Here is a 17,615-nt window from a genome sequence, read left to right as displayed (position 1 = left end):
TATCCAGTTTACTTTCAATCAGCAAACACTTAATAAATGTAAATATAAAGACTTAGGATGTATTATTTGAGTAGAAATACTTAAATAATAGGGTTACAATTGTAGAAACTAAAGGGGAAACCCATACCACACAAGTTACTAAATATATTTCAGTAGAGAAGCTGCTCGGAAGTCGTGCTGCATCCCATAGTCAGTTCGGGCAAATTCTATTTGTAATATTAAACGGTCTTTATGAGTAGGAGTAATTCCTTTATGAAAACAAAGCGGATCTTCCGCAAATCCAAAACCAGCTTTGCCACAAATCTTTACTAAAGATTCAGAACCATAATAATCGGTGATATCTTGATCTGTCTCTCGTTTACGTAGCCAAAGATGTGACAGCTTCTTCTTATTATGACTACCACGAACACAGACATGAGGACCGCTTTGATCATCTATATCAGTTAAATAAAAGAAAAACTTCAGAAAACGATAATCGTCTATATCGTAGTGAAATAATTGAGCAGCTTGACTTTTTTGACGATATGTTATAGTACCTGAAAAACTCCACCACATTAGATTCCCTTGATGTACTGCTTGAGCATCTAAATATTTAGTAGCTATTGCCAATAACTTTGGATCATTTTGAAGTTTTTTTATAGCAGGGCAGAGTAAAGACGTATTAAAATAACTACCGATGAGAAAATGTTTTCCTGACTTAGTTTGTGCTTGTTCCTTTTGATCATAAAAGAAACCCATATTTGTTTTTCTATTGCCATAACAAACTGTTGAATGAGCAAATTCGACTATTTCTTTAACAATATCTTGGGGTAAATTAATTCCTAAATACAACCCTTCAGTTTTCAGGGTGTTAACAACGTCATCTACATTCACATCTGGAAAATAACAATTGCTCTCATTGAAAACTGATAAATATAATTTGACTGAACGTTTTAAGAAAAATATCATCATAGTTCGCCCAGTTTTAAATCGAGCAATTTTACGCATTAAAAGCCATTTAGGATTTTTAGTCAATCCTTTGTAATTTTCATAACAAGTATCATAAAATTTTGAATAAATTCTATTTAGATAGTTATTGAATAAATTTATAGACATAAGTCTCCTGAGATTTATATGGTAGGATGCGTTCACGGAGTGACTCCAAAGGAGGATCACAAAAATGCTTTTGCAGAAAAACTAATTTATACTTACGTAAGTAATACCATGTAATATATTATTTTAATTGTTAAAAATCAATAATAATATTTGCTGATAGTATATTTACTGTTTCTTTTTATAAAGTTAGTATTTTTTAAAGAGTTAGTGAGAGGTTGAAGGGTATTGAGCATAGGGCATTGTTCAAGAAGCGGGACAAACAGAAAATTCTTCCCCCTTAGTACCTCTGCCCTCTGCCTCTTAAAAGTCCCACTCTCCATAAGGGTGTAGAATCAGGGTTTATGTCTTCTAGGTTAAACATCCCAAGTTGTTTGCTACACAACTATAGGTAAAGGATTATGCCAGTATCGCAGGAGCTAAGGCGCTTTGGACATCACCTGATTCTAGGTATTTCCGGCACTACATTAAGCGATGATGATAAACGTGCACTCAATGAATTGAAACCGATTGGGGTGATCTTTTTTGCTAAAAACTTTCTGGATGGCACCCCCTATGAGGTTTGGCTGGAGAGCTTCAAGGATTTGAACAGCCAGATACGAGAATATACTGAACGTGATTCAATGTTTGTGACTCTAGATCATGAAGGAGGTCGTGTAATTCGTACACCACTACCGATTACCCGATTTCCTCATGCCTTGTTGTTGCGATCGCACGCCCATGAAGTAGCAAAAGCCACATCTGTAGAACTCAAATCACTGGGAATAAATTTATCGTGGGCACCTGTAGCAGATGTTTTTTCGCATCCCAACAACCCCGTGATTGGGCCTCGCGCCTTTGGTAACACTCCTGATACTGCTACTCAAGGTGCCTGTGACTACTATCTTGGACTTCGAGAGTCAGGAATTTTGGGATGCGCCAAGCACTTCCCTGGACATGGAGACACCAGCAAGGACTCTCATATCGAGCTACCAATACTTAATCTGACTCTAAAAGAACTGCGACTTCGAGAACTTATACCCTTCAAAGCGCTAATCGAATTACAGATTCCTTTGATTATGACTGTCCATATCTTATTTCCCAAGATAGATACTGATGTACCAGCAACCCTTTCCGAGGCTATCCTCAAAACCATACTTAGAGAGGAACTTGGCTTTAAGGGAGTGGTTGTATCTGACGACTTAGATATGAAAGCTATCTCAGATATGTTTACTAAAGCTGGTACTGTGGCACGGTCATTTCATGCAGGCTGCGACCTATTTATTGTCTCACGCAATATCAATTCATCATCTATCGAAAGAACCCATCAGATTGCTGAAGATTTCCTTGATTCCCTCAGCAAGGGTAGCTTAGACGAATCAGTAGTGGAAGCAGCCAGAGAAAGAATCGATCAACTACTGGCAGTAACACCGCAATATCCCATCTATGCTTTGGATAAAAATATACTATTGCAACATGCACAACTAGCGATCGCTAGTTCCTATTCATAATGGGTGGTATAGGGGTCGAACCTATTTCTGCGGGTTAAAAGCCCGCTGCACAGCCGTTATGCCAACCACCCTGGTTAATTTAAATAAAGAAATGAGCCGCTGCGATCGTATTACATCGCAAGCGTTGTAACACCAATGTTAGATATAAATCCACCTGGGAGGTACTGCCCCTCCTGTCTCTGTGTTATCAGCACAGCGCCTCGCTTTTCGGCTTCAGGTGGAAAAGAGGAAGATGGAGGAATCGAACCCCTACAGTTGCCCATACCCTGGTTTTCAAGACCAGTTACCGTCCATTCAGCGGCATCTTCCATTCAAGGGTGTCTGACGGGACTTGAACCCGCTATGACTGGTTCCACAAACCAGCGCCTCGACCACTTTGGCTTCAGACACCATCAGTGGAATCAATGGGACTTGAACCCATAACCTCCTGCTTGCAAGGCAGGCGCTCTATCCATTTGAGCTATGACCCCATCAAACAAGTAAAAAGAGCAAAGTAGAAAGAAAGAGATTGCTTCCTGTAGGGTACTCGCACGAAGACGTTGGAAGCGTCTCATGCTGCCGTTACATCACATCCGCATTAGTCAAGCTGGTAACAGGAATTGAACCTGCAACCTACTGATTACAAGTCAGTTGCTCTGCCAATTGAGCTACACCAGCACTGTTTTTGGTGACGGGGGCAGGAGTCGAACCTGCTGATGTTCAGGTTATGAGCCTGACGAGCCACCGTTGCTCTATCCCCGCATATTCACCAATACCCCTGACTGGATTTGAACCAGCAACCTCTTCGTTCTAAGCGAAGCGCCTCTTCCGTTGGGCTACAAGGGCAAAGTCTGAGTGGCAGGGATTGAATCTGTGACCTGGAGTTCCCGAAACTCCCGCGCTCCCAACTCCGCTACACCCAGATATTTTGGTACTACCGACAGGATTTGAACCTGCAAAATCTGGACTCTGATTCCAGCACGTATACCAGTTCCGTCACAGAGGTATATCGGGATGGCAGGACTCGAACCTGCGACTCCATGCTCCCAAAGCATGGCTTCTCGCCACTGAATTACATCCCGTTGGTACTCCTGGTGGGAGTCGAACCCACAAACAAACAGATTTTAAGTCTGCTACCTCTTCCAATTGGGCTACAGGAGCAAGTTTTGGTACTCTTGGTGGGAATCGAACCCACAACATACCGTTTTTGAGACGGCAGCCTCTTCCAATTGGGCTACAAGAGTAAAGTTTGGCAGCCCCACCAGGACTCGAACCTGGAATCTTCGCCTTCAAAGGGCACTATGTTGCCAATTACACCACAGGGCTTTATTGCCAGGGCAGGGCTTGAACCTGCAACCTCATCGTTCAGAGCGATGCGACTTACCAATTCGTCCACCCGGCATTAAATAATTCGTAGTTCGTAATTACGAATTACGAATTATTATGAATGGCTGCCTAAGTAGGACTCGAACCTACAACCGCGCGGTTAACAGCCGCTTGCTCTACCATTGAGCTATGAGGCAACGAAGCCCCCCAGGTCGGAATCGAACCGACGACCTCCTGTTCTTCAGACAGGCGCTAACTACCAACTGAGCTACCGGGGGATAGGAGAAATGTAACGAGAGCGGAGGGAATCGAACCCTCAAATCTTCAGTTTCGTAGACTGAGATGTTATCCAGTTACACCACACTCTCAAAACGGAGAGGACAGGATTTGAACCTGCGACGGGTTATACTACCCGTTTCCTCTTAGCAGGAGGACGCTTTTAGCCACTCAGCCACCTCTCCATAGTGGGTCGAGCAGGATTTGAACCTGCGTGCAAAAAAGAACAGTTTTACAGACTGTCGCCTTCAGCCAGACTCGGCCACCGACCCATAAATCATTCCCTCGACGAGAATTGAACTCGCATCTGTGCTTTGAAAGAACACTGACTTAACCATTCGTCCACGAGGGCATAATTGACTGAATTTTAGATTTTAAATTTTAGATTTTGGATTAAAAAATTTAAAATCCAAAATTGTCTGACACAGGGACTAGGATTTGAACCTAGAACATCGGATTTGGAGTCACGAGGTGTTGCCGTTACACCATCCCTGCATTTGGTGGCAGCGGCGGGATTTGCACCCGCATATACCAGGGTATGAACCTGGGGCTTTTCTGGTTAAGCTACACTGCGCTGCGATCGCACCAGAGGTCAGAGCGGGATTTGAACCCGCGCTAATCGGTTTTGCAGACCAACGCCTTCAACCACTTGGCTATCTGACCATTTGGGAGTCCTGACGAGATTCGCACTCGCAATCTTCAGCTTGAGAGGCTGACGGCTTAAACTATTCGCCTACAGGACTGCAACCAGGGTGACGGGATTTGTAGCTTGCTTCCCGCAGGGTACCGGCAACATTTCCGCAGACAACGGAATGCTCTAACCAGTTAAGCTACACCCCGATTTTTTGGAATCTGTGCCTAAACTTTTAGGTTTTTAGGCACAGAATTTTGGTGAACTTGCCCATTTCTTATTTAGTTTTCAAGGTTCAGAAAAATTACTTTTTACTGTTAGAAACTGTTAGGAAAACAACCGAAACTCTAGGTAGCAAGCCTATTGTGTATACGGATGTATTCTGTGGTTCTGCTGAGTGCAAACTTAAAACTTTTTTGGTTGATTGCCTCTACTTCAGATGTTTTACAAGTAGAAGCGGCTTTCTTGACGGGAGACTCTGGTTGATTCCAGCGCCTCTGTTTAAGTTGTATGTAAAACATGACTTTGACCCTTGCGAAGCTTTGTCTTTCACCTCACTACATTTATACTACAAAATACTACAAAAGGTGTCAAGGGGTTTGAGAAAGTTTTTTTGAAATTGTCTAGAAAAGCTTCTGCACTTAGATTTGAACTTGCTAACCCCTCTTAAAAGTCAAACTACAGCTTATGATTAGGTGAGTCTTTAAAAGCCTGACGTGACAGATAACTACTTCAAGCGACAAAAAATAATTAGTTTTGTCGCGATCGCCTCTACGATTACAGCTTGTAGTATCTCCCCAAAATTGGGGTTGAACAAGCCTTTAAGCAAAATCCATATTGCACAAGTTCAAGCTCATCCACCAAAGGGCCAAATTAATGCCCAACTACCGCCAGCCAAAGTAGAAAACCTTACCTTTACAGTCCCAGCTAAATTTCAGGGAAAAACAGTTTATCAGGTGCATCCCAGGAATAACGAGAAGGTTATTGCTTTAGGCATTGATGATGGCCCCTGGCCAAAGACAACCCTAGAAATGCTGGATATCCTAAAGCAAAATGATGTTAAGGTGACATTCTTTTGGGTAGGACAAGCTTTACAAGCAAATCCTGACTTAGCCAAGCGTGAGGTAGCCGAAGGACACGCCATTGGCAACCATACTTGGCATCATTGGTATCGACGAATGGATGAAGTCACAGCCAAGAGTGAAATTGATCGCACATCTGATCTGATATACAAAACTACAGGAGTGAAAACGGCTCTGTTTCGTCCTCCTGGAGGCTTTTTAGATAACGGATTAGCCGCTTACGCTAAAAGCCAGAAAGATGCTGTAATTATGTGGTCGCTAACTTCAGCTGATACTGACCCTCACGCGAAACCACAAGCATTTGTAAATAATGTCCTGAAAGGCGCGAAACCAGGTTCTATTGTTTTGATGCATGACGGTGGTGGCGATCGCCGAAGAACTGTAGAAGCTTTGCCACAAATCATCAGCGGACTCAAACAGCAAGGCTACCGATTTGTGACAATTCCCGAACTTCTAAAAATGGGGCAATAAAGGGTGAGAAATTCTCCTCACCCGACGATTTCATTTATTCGCTCATCACAGAAGCACTGCTCTCTTGAGCTTCCTGCCAAAGTTTGTGCAAAAAGAACTCAGCGCGATCGCTCATAGTGGTGACAAACACACCTACAGCATCCTTAGAACTATTTGATAGCCAAGAACCTTGCAGAATGACTTCCATATATTGGGTATCGCAGGCACACAGAGCTATGATTTCTCTGTCATCTCTTTTCACCTCAGATTTAAGCACTTCTACTTCTGGCAAATCAACAGGAAGCAAAAAGGAAGCGCTACTAGGTTCAATGCACAAACTTTGCCCAACTCGCAGGGCCAAAATCACTCGCTGCGCTACCCATTCTTCTAGCGACAGAGTGAAACATTCCAAATAAAAGCTGCTTTCAGTGTAAGTTAATTTCAGCATTCCTTATGCTCTCCTGCTATTCCAGGCTTGCTTGCATATCTATCCAAAACTGTTCGGCAAAAGAAATCGCGGGGTGGATTGGTGCTTTTGGTTTGGTACGCAGTTGCATACCAGCCTCAAATAAGGTGCGATCGCCTTTACGGGAGTTACATCTTTCACAAGCTGTGACTACGTTATGCCAAGTGTGAGAACCGCCTCTTGATCGCGGCATCACATGATCTAGCGTTAGATGTTTGCCGCTACCGCAATATTGGCAACTGTGATAGTCTCGCCGCAATACTTCCCGCCGATTGACTGGCGGAACACTCCACATCCGCTCATTAGAAGTGATTGTCAAGCGAATGTGTTTTGGCACATCAATTACCAAACTGGGTGAGTGAACTCGCCATCCGCTTTCTGTGGTAAAACCCAGCGGTTGAGCTTTGTTGGTTACTAACAGCACAATCGCCCGCTTAATATTGATCCGACACAGTGGCAAGTAATTTTGAGAAAACACCACTACAGATTGCTCTAACACTTGCATTGCGTTCGCGCCGCGCAGAGAAGATATCGTCACAGCTTCACTCCTTATAAAAAAACCCCCGCTTCAAGTTTTAAGTGAAGCGGGGGTTAGAATTGACCGGAAAATTTTCTGGTCTCATACTGGTACAGTATTCTTTTGCCTGTACCCCCCGCTTTCTTCATCTAGTTGTGGTTTTGCAATCAGCCTACTAATGCTGAGATGTCTAAAATCATAATTACCTTCTGTGATTTGCCCATAATTCCGGCTACCATCGCCCATAAATAAATACTCCACTTCCATAGCAGCTGATTCCCAACCGGCTCGAAAATTGGTAGCGTACAAAGAAGTGGAGATGGGGTAAATGGATTTCACAGAAAATTTCACCTATTGAACATTCCTTTAAACATACTACACTTGTATTACTATCCTGTCTATACCTTTAAGGAGAAATCAGTGATGCATACGATCGCTCGCACCCCAACTACCGATATGGAAGTTACCAGCATCCGCCTAGAGCGGGAACTCAAAGATAAGCTCAAAGAAATAGCTGGCAATCAGGGATATCAAGCTTTGATCCGAGATATCCTTTGGAATTATGTCCAGCAAAAATCAGGTGAGTGGAAGCCTCGATTTTCGCGAACTGACATTCGAGCTAGCATAGCTGCCACAGCTCAGCAGGAAGAACGCTGTGTACTCACAGGTCAACTAATTCAACCCCAACAACCAATGTTGTTAGGACTGACCAGGAATGGCGATATGGTTCCTCTGAGTGTCGAGAGCTTGGCTGGATAGTTTTATATACAGGCGAATGCAGCCCAGTTATTAGTAAAAATAATTGGGCTGCATTTAGAATTTAGCCTTATTAATATTTTACTGAGAGTTACGGAGATAAAAAAGTAGCTTGTTAAACCTACTAATTTAAAAAAAATGTAATAAAAATTTATTAAGTAAGCTAACTAATTTTACGTAATATTTGAGGGCAATTTTGCTGGAATTCCAGAGAAATTACGGTTTATGTATCCTTAAAGACAGGATAAGGTTAGTAAATTATTTCAACATAGAGCAGTCCAAAATAAGCTAACTGAAGCATTTATAGGATATCTTGAGTATTTTATTACTTATGTATAAATGTAGCAATTTGCATGATCAAGCGGAAACTTGGCCATCTGAGATAGAAAAGGGCTATAACAGGTGAGAGAAAGTATTCATACAAGATTTGTCAATTATCAAGGTGTATCAACACATAGTGCTGAAAAATATGCCAAAAGGTTGGGTGCAAGAAGAATGGGGTTATTATCCGAGGGCGTGCCAAGAATGAAAAAGCCTTTATCGTCGCCGCCACATTACGTAGATGACATAGATCGACTACAACCTTACCAAGTTAAGCTGATGCAGCATCAGGAAGAACCTACCCGCCAGTTGGTGCAAAAGATTAACCAAATCATTGCCAACAATTCAGCGATGGCATTGATGGTGCAAGATATTGCCCAATTGCTAGGAGTTACTTTTCAAGTAGATTGCTGCTGCTTGGTTTCAGTAACGGGTGAGAAATCCGACGAAGCGACTACTACTAATTGGTGTGCTGATGAGTATCTAGGGTTACCACACCCAGAAGAGATGTTTTCGATGGAACAGTTACTTATGCACTCGCCTGTGCTGCAATGTGCTGCTGAACCATTGACTATTCAAGATATTTCGATCATTCAAAATAGTCTGGTAATTGGCTGTCAGTATTTGCCACTACCGATAAAAGCCGTTTTGGCAATTCCCACTCGGTTTGGTGGCAATAATAATGGGGTGATTAGTCTGATTAAATTCCAACCCTATGATTGGAGTGAATCAGAAAAACAACTGCTCAAAGAGGTGGAGTCGTCTTGCGCGATCGCTTTTTCTCAAGTGGCACAAGCTAAACTAATTACTCATCAACAACACTATTTGCAAAAGAGCAATCAGTATCAAAGCTTGATCAAGCAATTAACCTTACTGAGTCGGAGCAACTTGGAGTTGAATCAAATGCTCCAGTTAGTTATCGCCTCTACTGCCGAATCTCTACAGGCAGATCGGGGTTTGCTTATACTACTAAAATATACAGATCCACTGTTTAGGACTCAAGCTAAAAAACAAATCCCCAAAGCGAAAGCTACCGTGGTTGGTGAATGGGCTAGGGAAACACAAAATTACGGCACTACTAAACCAGATATCTTGAATCAGTCTTTCTTGATATCAGAGTGTGGTTTATGCCAGCGTGCCTTCATAGATTCTGTAAAACCAGTAATCTTTGATGACTATACAGAACAAAACGATACCTCCTGTGCGGCTTCATTATTTGCAATAAAGGAATTACCTGCGGTATTATTAGTGCCATTAGAGAATCAAGGTAAAATCTTAGGATTCTTGGTGCTACAGCAATCTGTTACTCGCAGTTGGCAAGCAGCAGAATTAAATCTTGTAGAAATGGTTTGTGCTCAAGTCAGTAATGCCATAATTCAGTCACAGACATTGCGCCAAGTGCAAACTTTGGTAGATGAGCGGACGGCGAAACTCCAGAGTAGTCTCGAACTCCAGGCAAAATTGCATGAAAGAACCCGGCAGTATGTTGAACAACTGCGGAAACTCAACGAACTCAAAGATGAATTTTTGAGCAACATGAGCGATCGCTTGCGTTATCCTTTGACAAACATGCTGATGTCAATTCGTAACTTACGTTTGCCAGGAATCGCGCCAGAGCGTCAGGTTCGATACATGGATATCCTTGAGCAGGAATGCACAAAGGAAATCAACTTGATTAATGACTTGTTAACACTACAGAAACTAGAGTCGCCTCACGAAGCTCCACAATTAGAAACTATAGATTTAAATACTAGAATACAGGATATAGCAGCATCTTTTCAGAAAAAGTTTTTAGAGAAGGGATTAAAGATTTCTGTAGATTTACCAAAGAAGTCGCTAAAACTGCAAACGGAACTGGAAAGTTTTGACCGCATCCTCCAAGAACTGTTAACTAATGCCTGTAAATACACAGAGCATGATACCACCGTCCATTTGGAAGCTGTTCACCGAGTTGATCAACAAATTGATCAAGTTATCATAAAAGTGACGAATACAGGACGTGCCATCTCTGAAGAAGAAGCAACCTACATCTTTGACAAGTTCCGTCGCGGAAAAGGACGCTGGACTCCGGGGGCTGGCTTAGGACTTGCTTTAGTCAAGTCTTTAGTGCAGCATTTGAATGGAACGATCGCAGTTGAGAGTCTCCAAATCTCGGATTCTGAACAGAGCGAAATTTGCTTCACCCTGACTCTGCCCCAATTTTGTGACCAAAGCAAACCATAATTCTGAAAGTGACTAAAAAACAGAACACAACCCAGAATCTTGATTTCCAGTCTCTTAGTAATGACATCATCCTCGAAGGGGATTTGACTGCTGATGCAGTCGCTTTGGCAGCTAAGGTAGAAATAGAAATTGAGAAAATAGCAGAGCGACAGCGAAAAATCAGCGCTAAAGTCCAAATTCCCCAACCAGTGGAACTGATATGGAAGGTTCTGACAGATTATGAAGCCTTACCTGACTTTCTCCCTAACCTCGCCAAGAGTCGTTTAATCGAGCATCCCAATGGTGGAATTCGACTTGAGCAAGTAGGCTCCCAGCGCTTACTGAATTTCAACTTTTGGGCGCGGGTAGTTCTGGATTTGAAAGAATGTTTCCCCAAAGAAATTAATTTCTGCATGGTAGAGGGAGATTTTAAAGGCTTTTCTGGTAGCTGGTATTTAGAGCCTTATTCCCTAGGTAAGTGTGTAGGAACAAATCTTTGCTACACAATTGAAGTTTGGCCTAAACTCACTATGCCAGTGGGAATTATTGAAAACCGATTGAGCAAAGACCTGCGGCTAAATCTTCTGGCTATTTACCAACGTGTAGAAGAGTTAGCTAGCAAAGAACCTTGTCTATGATTAAACAATCATTCAGGATTTTTTCTGGATGATTGTTTTGATTTGTAAATTTGCAAAGAAATGCACTTTTACTTTCTTAAGTACCCCCAGGGGAATTCGAATCCCCGTTACCTCCGTGAAAGGGAGGTGTCCTAGGCCTCTAGACGATGGGGGCATCGAACTCAGACCTTTTATAAGGTAACGAATTTCCTTGCCGTTGTCAACAGCTTTTGCCAAAAAAAGTTTGTGGCAGCTAAACTAGGTGGAAGCAAAAGCTTGAAGAGAATACAAAAACATGGAGACACAAAAAGAATTTCGTAGACTCTTGTGGGGGAAGCTGCAAGGTGTCTCAGCGTCTGGGACTTGGAATTTAAGGGGATGCCCAGATAGAAAAAACGCTAAATTCAGCAAGGGCAAAGGGTATGATGTTGTACCCTGTAGAGTTAATATCTCCGATTTTTTACAAAAGATTTTGAAATAAATCGCTCAAAATCTACAACATGGAAGCATCTTTTGAAATTACCCTACAGATGGCGATCGCTGTCTTTGCAGGCATTAGTGCCCAAGTGCTGGCTGCATACTTTCGGATACCTAGCATCGTCTTGTTATTGCTGTTAGGTATCCTGTTTGGCTCTGATGGCATAGGGCTATTGCATCCCCATTTGTTAGGCACTGGAGTGGAAGTTATTGTCGCCCTAGCAACGGCAATAATTTTGTTTGAAGGCGGACTTAACTTGGATCTGCGAGAGTTAGGTAGAGTTTCAGTCAGCCTGCAATTGCTCGTTACTCTAGGAACGCTGATCACATTGCTTGGTGGGAGTATGGCTGCTCACTGGCTGGGTGAATTTCCCTGGAACATAGCTATTCTTTATGCTTCCATAATCGTGGTGACAGGCCCAACTGTCGTTGGTCCTTTGCTCAAACAAATCAACGTAGATCGGCAAGTAGCAACACTTTTGGAAGGGGAAGGGGTTTTAATTGACCCTGTAGGAGCTATCCTTGCCTTCGTTGTCCTCGATACCATTTTGAACGGCGATGCTGGGCCCATCAATGCAATCATCGGTTTACTCATGCGCCTGGGCGTTGGTGCGGCAATTGGTGGTGCAGGCGGTTATCTGATGAGCTTGATTTTCAAACGCGCCAGTTTTCTGTCATTCGAGCTAAAAAACTTAGTGGTGTTGGCGATACTTTGGAGCCTGTTTACCTTATCGCAAATCATCCGCAGTGAATCGGGAGTAATGACAACAGTAGTTGCAGGAGCAGTATTTGCTAACTCCTCAGTCCCAGAAGAACGTCTGTTACGGAGCTTTAAGGGTCAACTGACAATTCTCAGTGTTTCGGTGCTATTTATCTTATTAGCGGCTGATTTATCCATTGCGAGTGTGTTTGCTTTGGGTTGGGGTAGTTTATTCACTGTTTTGGTATTAATGTTTGTCGTTCGCCCGATTAATATCCTCTTGTGTACCTGGAACAGTAACCTAAACTGGCGACAGAAACTATTTTTAAGCTGGGTTGCTCCGAGAGGAATTGTTGCCGCCTCGGTAGCTTCTTTTTTTGCAATTTCGCTGACACAGCGTGGCATTAACGGCGGTGATTCTATTAAAGCTCTAGTATTCCTGACAATTATCATGACTGTTGTCTGTCAGGGGCTAACAGCTGGCTGGGTTGCTAAATGGCTGCAAATCACCTCCAAGGATGTGACTGGAGCAGTGATTGTGGGTTGTAATCCCTTGAGTCTTTTAATTGCCCGATTTTTTCAAGAACGGGGAGAAAACGTGGTCATGATTGATACTGACCCCCAATATCTTGTTCAAGCGGAGGCCCAAAATCTGCGGGTGATTGCCAGCAGCGGGCTGGATGCTGCTGTTTTGGAAGAGGCAGGACTTGCGTCTATGGGTACTTTTTTGGCTATGACAAATAATGGCGAAGTGAATTTTGTTTTGGCTCAACGGGCGGCTGAGGAATTTAAGCCGCCGCGTGTCCTAGCTGTTTTCCCCCGTGATCCGCAAGCAAGTACCTCGGTTAGTAATAAAGTTAATCAAGCTTTTATCTCAGACTTAGCGATTAAGACTTGGAATGAATATTTGAATGATGGGCGAGTCAAGCTGGGGACAACTACGCTAAATCAGTTGGAATTTTCCCCTCAATGCGATCGCATCCAAGAAAAGATTCAGACTGGGGTGTTAATACCGCTATTGGTAGAACGAGAAGAACGCTTACAGGTGATACCAGCTAACCAAGAGTGGGAAGTTGGCGATCGGATTATTTACCTATTGCATGATCCTAGACCTAGCCTTTTAAAACGCTTATCTGGTGCTACCCAATCCACTCCCCTCTCTCTAGAAAAGTTACCAGAGGTTGAAGACCTATCCCTCGCCCAATTATCTGGAGTTTCCGCTAGTGAGGTTCCTGGGGGATGAAGAGGCTGAGGAAGAATATAACTTCTAACTCAGCACTGGCTCAACCATAGCTATCTGCTAACAGCACTCTTTATTAGCTTTGGGAAGGAACAAACTCGCCTTCTGGTGGTTGTTGCAAATTACCAATTTCTGATTTTGGCGCTTCTTGATACATTTGCCATTCTTGCCACAGTAAAGCAGATAAATGAACTATGGCAAGAATCAGCGTCGCCATCGAAATTAGATAACTGTGTATTGTGTAAAGGTGTTCGACAGTAACTGTGTTAATCGCTCCACCCCCAGTCAGAATGTCGCGCACTTGTCCACCAATGAAAGGAATAGCTTCGATGGTTCCCAACTCAATGTTAAAACGCCAGTATCCTTTCTGAGTCCAATCTAGGATCATCGCTGTCCAGTCCAGCCCGATCGCACTTAAAGTTAACAAAATCCCGCTAATCCAAGCAGCCAGCCAACTCTTGCGAAATCGCCGACCTAAAAACATCACCACAATTTGAATCAGAGCGATCGCAATTACTGCGTTACCAGCAATATCATGCGCTCTCAAAAACAACCAGCCGTATGGCAGTTGTGTATTAATCATTTTCAATGAGTTATAAGCTCCGCCTGCTGTCGGTTCATAGTAAAAAGACAGCAAAACTCCCGTAGACACATAAATTAAGCACAAAGTAACAATAACGACCGATAATATCGTCGCTATTCGTCGCAAAATATTGTCGAACTGGGTGCTTTGCATGGTTCACCCCTCCTGTTCTTAACTAAGTATTTATTCTTATTACAATTTTAGCTAATAAATATTAATAAATGTTGCAATTTTCAAAAAAAGATAAAGTTTTTTAAATCTGATATATTGCACCATTCTCAATGAGCCAATTAGCCCGCCTCAGACTTAGGTCTGAGGCTAATAACCCAAGTCCACTTAAGTGGACTAAAACTGTTTACTACTCGTCTTTAGACGACTTTAACTTATTACTAGGCGATTGTTGAATTAGTGCGGGCGCGTAAATCCAGCTACCATCTCAATTAACCAGACAATTGATTGAGCAACTGGTTAAAAGTAGGCAAAACTGACGCCACAGTGTATTAGTACAAAATATCAGTTAAACTAAATATTGCACCCAAGCTTTTAAGGGTTCTGCTGAACCATACCAGATCCCAGGACTTCTCGGAGAATGCCTCACACCTTGAATAACAAAATTTTCTGCGCCTTCTAAATGAGCAGCTTCAATCGGTGTGATTCCATCTCCCCAAGTATTACCCTTGCCACAGGTTAATTGGTAACTACTGTAAGCTAACCAGCTACCGCGCCGCCTTTCCCCAAAGATAGTTTTGCCAGCCACACAAACGTAACGAACGTTTTTGTAAAAAGCTCCTGGGTAGTTATTGATCACAAAATCTAGATTAGAGCGTGTCCAGCGTTCTTGGCTAATATGGGGTGTCCCCAAGGTGATGAGAGTAGCAACCAAGGGATGTGCTTTCCAAAGAAATGGTTTGACATCACCACGTGCTAAGTAAGGCTTTTCTCCCATATAGATGCGGGATATCCAACCTCCGGCTGAGTGACCAATCAAGTTAATTTGAGTAGCATTATGTTGCTGCAATGTATGCTTGATTGTAAGATCAAGTTGTTGCAGAATCGGTGTTACTGATCTTCCTCCAATAGTAGGTAGCCAGTCACGCCGTCGCAGTGGTACTGTAACTGTAGGAAAATCTAACTCTTGTAGGGATTGTTCTAGTTGGCGATAAGCGATCGCATTTTCTAGATATCCAGGCACAATAACTGTCGGTAACGGCATTTTAAATTTTGGCTGCAATAAGTGATGGTCTGAAACTTTTTTACGAAGAAGTAGTCAGATTTAGAAGCTAGAATTGCGATTGGATGACTGACTCCTTTTATAAAAACTCAAATAGCTTTAATTGTGGATACTAAAATGTCAATAAAATTGTACAATTTGCAACAGTTTTAGAGGCTGCTGATGTGGTAGTATTTTCACATAGGACTTAGATTCGGACAAGTAAGTGTGCCATCTGTTACAAAAGCGTAGTTAAACTGGAAAACAGTAGACAAAACCAGGCAACTTCAGCAAATGTTGTAATGTAGTCAGACTTGTACGTTTACTTCAATTTTATAAATATCCTAGATATTAATTTTAATTGTGTACGTCATAACAATAAAAAATCAAAAGTAGTAATTTTTCAAATATTCTTTAGCAAAGTCAAATTTGAAAATATGATCCAGCATCATTGATCAATTAAAAACATGAATAAATGGCAATTTTGGCGTTTTGATTGCCAACGTCAAAAGTTACTATTTCCTTAGAGGGACGCATCTTTTACAATATTCTGCAAGTCGAAAAGATAAAATCGCTAGTCAACTGCAACTGAGCCGAGTGAACGATAACAGCTATGTCTTACGTCTCCCTGTTTAAAAATATACCAGAAATCTTAAGCCAGCCAATTGGGATAGCAGCTATAGCTTCTCTTGGTATCCACGGTGCTATTGCGATGATTGTGCCATTGATGCCTATGGACTCTAACAAGCCTAAAGAAACAGCATCATCCAAAACAGTCGGACTTTTGGAATTGAGCCAAGCCGATCAAAATCGTTTGCCGCAAAGCACATCCCAAGTTGGTTTACAACAGTTTCCTCCAGTAGCACCACTTTCTGCCCCTAACTTTAGCGCCCAAACTGGATTGCCCCCATTAGCACCAGCCCCATCCAGTCAGCTAATACTACCTCCGCTACCACCATCATCGAGTAACTATCGAGTCTCCTCTTTGCCTACAAGGCAGTCTATGCGGATGATTCCTAGTGAAAATTTGCGATTTGACGCTTCTAAATTTGACAGTTCTAAATTCAATACCAGCCCCAAATACTCGCCATCAGTTCCTCGTTTGAATAATAGTGACACTAAATACCAGGTAGTCAAGCCACTAGCTGTAAGTTTGAATAACAGTGACACCAAATACCAAATAGTTAAGCCACTGCCTATTAATAGGTTGCCAGAGTTGCAGTCGCAGAAAATACCTGATGATATTCTGCAAAATGCCCAGTCTCCAAACCTATCTGAGGCTACCCCCGTTCCAACAGCACAGGGAAATAGGACTTTACAGATGATGCAACCGGGTAATGATGCGTCTAGAATTGCTCAAAACCCGCTGATGAATTCTCTAAAACAAGCTCCAAGGGCTGGGGATAGTTTAACCCTAAATAGGGGAACCATGCTCAAGACACCTGATTTATCTGGAAAAGGATCTGAACTGGCGATCGCCCAGTTAGACTCCTACGCAAACCTGAGAAAAGAAGTCCAGCAACAATATCCTAACGCTGAACAAAAACCAGTCATCCGCCAAACATTACCCATAGATAAGCCGAATCTTGAAGGTGCTGTTTTGGGTGTATTAGTGGTAGATCCTGATGGTAAGGTCTTAGATATCAAGTTTCAAAACAAGTTAGTTTCCCCTGAATTGCTTGTTAAAGCAAGGGAATACTTCAACAAGCAATCCCCCAAGGGAGATAAACAGATTAGTTCCTATCCATTTAACCTACGTTTCCAAAACAACATTAGCAACACCACTGGGACTACTCAATTATCTGCACCGATAATCAATAATAATCAGTTTACCCCCTCACCAGCAGATACTTCTAAACCATTTCCAGAACTACGAATCAAAAATAATCGGCCTGCCTCCTTGCCGATAGGTACTCTTAAACCATTATCTGCACCGGAAGTCAATAGCAATCAACCTACGCCCTCACCAGCAGTTACTTCTGAACCATTATCTCAACAACAAATCATAAATCAGCCCACGCCTTTATCACCAGCTACTACTTCCGAAATGTTATTGCTGCCGAGAGTCAATAAGAGTCAGCCTACACCCTCTGTTGAATCAGATGGAAAATTAGTAGAACGGTTGCGCGAAGTGAAGGAAAAGAGAGAAAAGTCTAATCTAGAAAAATAATTACAGCGGGTGATCTTGGATTAAGAAGCT

Annotated in this window: 13 protein-coding genes and 25 tRNA genes; 7 read left to right on the top strand and 31 right to left on the bottom strand. The window is 42.5% G+C overall.

Features of this window, described 5'->3' with window-relative positions:
• Positions 1–138: 138 nt before the first annotated feature.
• Positions 139–1,095, bottom strand: coding sequence for a phytanoyl-CoA dioxygenase family protein (locus tag V7K35_RS06775; protein ID WP_335077424.1), 957 nt, complete (start codon positions 1,093–1,095; stop codon positions 139–141).
• A gap of 398 nt (positions 1,096–1,493) precedes the next feature.
• Between V7K35_RS06775 and V7K35_RS06770 the strand changes: the two genes are divergently transcribed.
• Entirely contained in the window at positions 1,494–2,582 is a 1,089-nt protein-coding gene (locus V7K35_RS06770) for a glycoside hydrolase family 3 protein (RefSeq protein WP_335077422.1), read from the top strand.
• Here V7K35_RS06770 and V7K35_RS06765 read toward each other — a convergent pair.
• The 24 genes from V7K35_RS06765 to V7K35_RS06650 form a co-directional block, all read right to left on the bottom strand.
• Positions 2,583–2,653, bottom strand: a tRNA-Lys gene (locus V7K35_RS06765).
• 155 nt (positions 2,654–2,808) lie between these two features.
• A tRNA-OTHER gene (locus V7K35_RS06760) sits at positions 2,809–2,891 on the bottom strand.
• Between the two features lie 7 nt (positions 2,892–2,898).
• A tRNA-His gene (locus V7K35_RS06755) sits at positions 2,899–2,972 on the bottom strand.
• 6 nt (positions 2,973–2,978) lie between these two features.
• Positions 2,979–3,052, bottom strand: a tRNA-Ala gene (locus tag V7K35_RS06750).
• Positions 3,053–3,166: 114 nt separating this feature from the next.
• Positions 3,167–3,239 (bottom strand) — tRNA-Thr (locus V7K35_RS06745).
• Positions 3,240–3,247: 8 nt separating this feature from the next.
• Positions 3,248–3,324, bottom strand: a tRNA-Met gene (locus V7K35_RS06740).
• Between the two features lie 10 nt (positions 3,325–3,334).
• Positions 3,335–3,407 (bottom strand) — tRNA-Leu (locus tag V7K35_RS06735).
• Between the two features lie 4 nt (positions 3,408–3,411).
• Positions 3,412–3,484 (bottom strand) — tRNA-Pro (locus V7K35_RS06730).
• An 86-nt stretch (positions 3,485–3,570) separates the two neighbouring features.
• Positions 3,571–3,643 (bottom strand) — tRNA-Pro (locus tag V7K35_RS06725).
• A gap of 1 nt (position 3,644) precedes the next feature.
• A tRNA-Leu gene (locus V7K35_RS06720) sits at positions 3,645–3,722 on the bottom strand.
• Positions 3,723–3,728: 6 nt separating this feature from the next.
• Positions 3,729–3,805 (bottom strand) — tRNA-Leu (locus tag V7K35_RS06715).
• Between the two features lie 6 nt (positions 3,806–3,811).
• A tRNA-Gln gene (locus V7K35_RS06710) sits at positions 3,812–3,887 on the bottom strand.
• 3 nt (positions 3,888–3,890) lie between these two features.
• A tRNA-Gln gene (locus tag V7K35_RS06705) sits at positions 3,891–3,963 on the bottom strand.
• Between the two features lie 46 nt (positions 3,964–4,009).
• A tRNA-Asn gene (locus V7K35_RS06700) sits at positions 4,010–4,084 on the bottom strand.
• Positions 4,085–4,090: 6 nt separating this feature from the next.
• Positions 4,091–4,165: transfer RNA gene (locus tag V7K35_RS06695), tRNA-Phe, on the bottom strand.
• Between the two features lie 15 nt (positions 4,166–4,180).
• A tRNA-Arg gene (locus V7K35_RS06690) sits at positions 4,181–4,255 on the bottom strand.
• A gap of 4 nt (positions 4,256–4,259) precedes the next feature.
• A tRNA-Ser gene (locus tag V7K35_RS06685) sits at positions 4,260–4,348 on the bottom strand.
• A gap of 4 nt (positions 4,349–4,352) precedes the next feature.
• Positions 4,353–4,435, bottom strand: a tRNA-Tyr gene (locus V7K35_RS06680).
• An 8-nt stretch (positions 4,436–4,443) separates the two neighbouring features.
• Positions 4,444–4,514 (bottom strand) — tRNA-Glu (locus V7K35_RS06675).
• A 72-nt stretch (positions 4,515–4,586) separates the two neighbouring features.
• A tRNA-Trp gene (locus V7K35_RS06670) sits at positions 4,587–4,658 on the bottom strand.
• A 3-nt stretch (positions 4,659–4,661) separates the two neighbouring features.
• Positions 4,662–4,737, bottom strand: a tRNA-Ile gene (locus V7K35_RS06665).
• A gap of 15 nt (positions 4,738–4,752) precedes the next feature.
• Positions 4,753–4,826, bottom strand: a tRNA-Cys gene (locus V7K35_RS06660).
• 3 nt (positions 4,827–4,829) lie between these two features.
• Positions 4,830–4,906, bottom strand: a tRNA-Glu gene (locus tag V7K35_RS06655).
• 4 nt (positions 4,907–4,910) lie between these two features.
• A tRNA-Asp gene (locus tag V7K35_RS06650) sits at positions 4,911–5,003 on the bottom strand.
• Positions 5,004–5,510: 507 nt separating this feature from the next.
• On the opposite strand from V7K35_RS06650, the gene V7K35_RS06645 reads away from it, so the two are divergent.
• A complete protein-coding gene (locus V7K35_RS06645; protein ID WP_335077420.1) occupies positions 5,511–6,347 on the top strand; it encodes a polysaccharide deacetylase family protein in 837 nt (278 codons plus the stop codon).
• 34 nt (positions 6,348–6,381) lie between these two features.
• On the opposite strand, the gene V7K35_RS06640 is transcribed toward V7K35_RS06645, so the two are convergent.
• The 3 genes from V7K35_RS06640 to V7K35_RS06630 form a co-directional block, all read right to left on the bottom strand.
• Positions 6,382–6,774: an alr0857 family protein gene (locus V7K35_RS06640; RefSeq protein WP_335077418.1), complete on the bottom strand. Its 393-nt coding sequence runs from the start codon at positions 6,772–6,774 to the stop codon at positions 6,382–6,384.
• A gap of 16 nt (positions 6,775–6,790) precedes the next feature.
• On the bottom strand, positions 6,791–7,297 hold the full coding sequence (locus V7K35_RS06635) for an HNH endonuclease (protein WP_335077484.1): 507 nt from the start codon (positions 7,295–7,297) through the stop codon (positions 6,791–6,793).
• Between the two features lie 114 nt (positions 7,298–7,411).
• Positions 7,412–7,660, bottom strand: a complete 249-nt coding sequence (locus tag V7K35_RS06630) for a hypothetical protein (RefSeq protein ID WP_334794634.1) — start codon at positions 7,658–7,660, stop codon at positions 7,412–7,414.
• Between the two features lie 72 nt (positions 7,661–7,732).
• On the opposite strand from V7K35_RS06630, the gene V7K35_RS06625 reads away from it, so the two are divergent.
• From V7K35_RS06625 to V7K35_RS06615, 3 genes are all read left to right on the top strand, one after another.
• On the top strand, positions 7,733–8,068 hold the full coding sequence (locus V7K35_RS06625) for a hypothetical protein (protein ID WP_273765967.1): 336 nt from the start codon (positions 7,733–7,735) through the stop codon (positions 8,066–8,068).
• Positions 8,069–8,590: 522 nt separating this feature from the next.
• Positions 8,591–10,609 (top strand): sensor histidine kinase, encoded by a 2,019-nt coding sequence (locus V7K35_RS06620; protein ID WP_335077416.1) that lies wholly within the window; start codon positions 8,591–8,593, stop codon positions 10,607–10,609.
• 8 nt (positions 10,610–10,617) lie between these two features.
• A complete protein-coding gene (locus V7K35_RS06615; RefSeq protein WP_335077414.1) occupies positions 10,618–11,226 on the top strand; it encodes an SRPBCC family protein in 609 nt (202 codons plus the stop codon).
• Positions 11,227–11,307: 81 nt separating this feature from the next.
• Here V7K35_RS06615 and V7K35_RS06610 read toward each other — a convergent pair.
• Positions 11,308–11,380 (bottom strand) — tRNA-Glu (locus tag V7K35_RS06610).
• Positions 11,381–11,705: 325 nt separating this feature from the next.
• On the opposite strand from V7K35_RS06610, the gene V7K35_RS06605 reads away from it, so the two are divergent.
• Entirely contained in the window at positions 11,706–13,625 is a 1,920-nt protein-coding gene (locus V7K35_RS06605; RefSeq protein WP_335077412.1) for a cation:proton antiporter, read from the top strand.
• A gap of 73 nt (positions 13,626–13,698) precedes the next feature.
• Here the strand turns inward: V7K35_RS06605 and V7K35_RS06600 are convergent, their stop codons facing one another.
• Together V7K35_RS06600 and V7K35_RS06595 are read right to left on the bottom strand one after the other, a co-directional pair.
• Complete coding sequence (locus V7K35_RS06600) at positions 13,699–14,358, bottom strand: cytochrome b N-terminal domain-containing protein (RefSeq protein WP_335077410.1); 660 nt, start codon at positions 14,356–14,358, stop codon at positions 13,699–13,701.
• 364 nt (positions 14,359–14,722) lie between these two features.
• On the bottom strand, positions 14,723–15,418 hold the full coding sequence (locus V7K35_RS06595; protein WP_335077408.1) for an esterase/lipase family protein: 696 nt from the start codon (positions 15,416–15,418) through the stop codon (positions 14,723–14,725).
• Positions 15,419–16,028: 610 nt separating this feature from the next.
• On the opposite strand from V7K35_RS06595, the gene V7K35_RS06590 reads away from it, so the two are divergent.
• Positions 16,029–17,585 carry a hypothetical protein gene (locus tag V7K35_RS06590; RefSeq protein WP_335077407.1) on the top strand — a complete coding sequence of 519 codons (1,557 nt, stop codon included), beginning with the start codon at positions 16,029–16,031 and terminating at the stop codon, positions 17,583–17,585.
• The last annotated feature ends 30 nt before the right edge of the window (positions 17,586–17,615 follow it).

It is taken from the genome of Nostoc sp. (assembly GCF_036917275.1).
Taxonomy (GTDB): Bacteria; Cyanobacteriota; Cyanobacteriia; order Cyanobacteriales; family Nostocaceae; genus Nostoc.
Note: the sequence above shows the minus strand (reverse complement) of the source record. Positions and strands in the feature narration are given on the sequence as shown.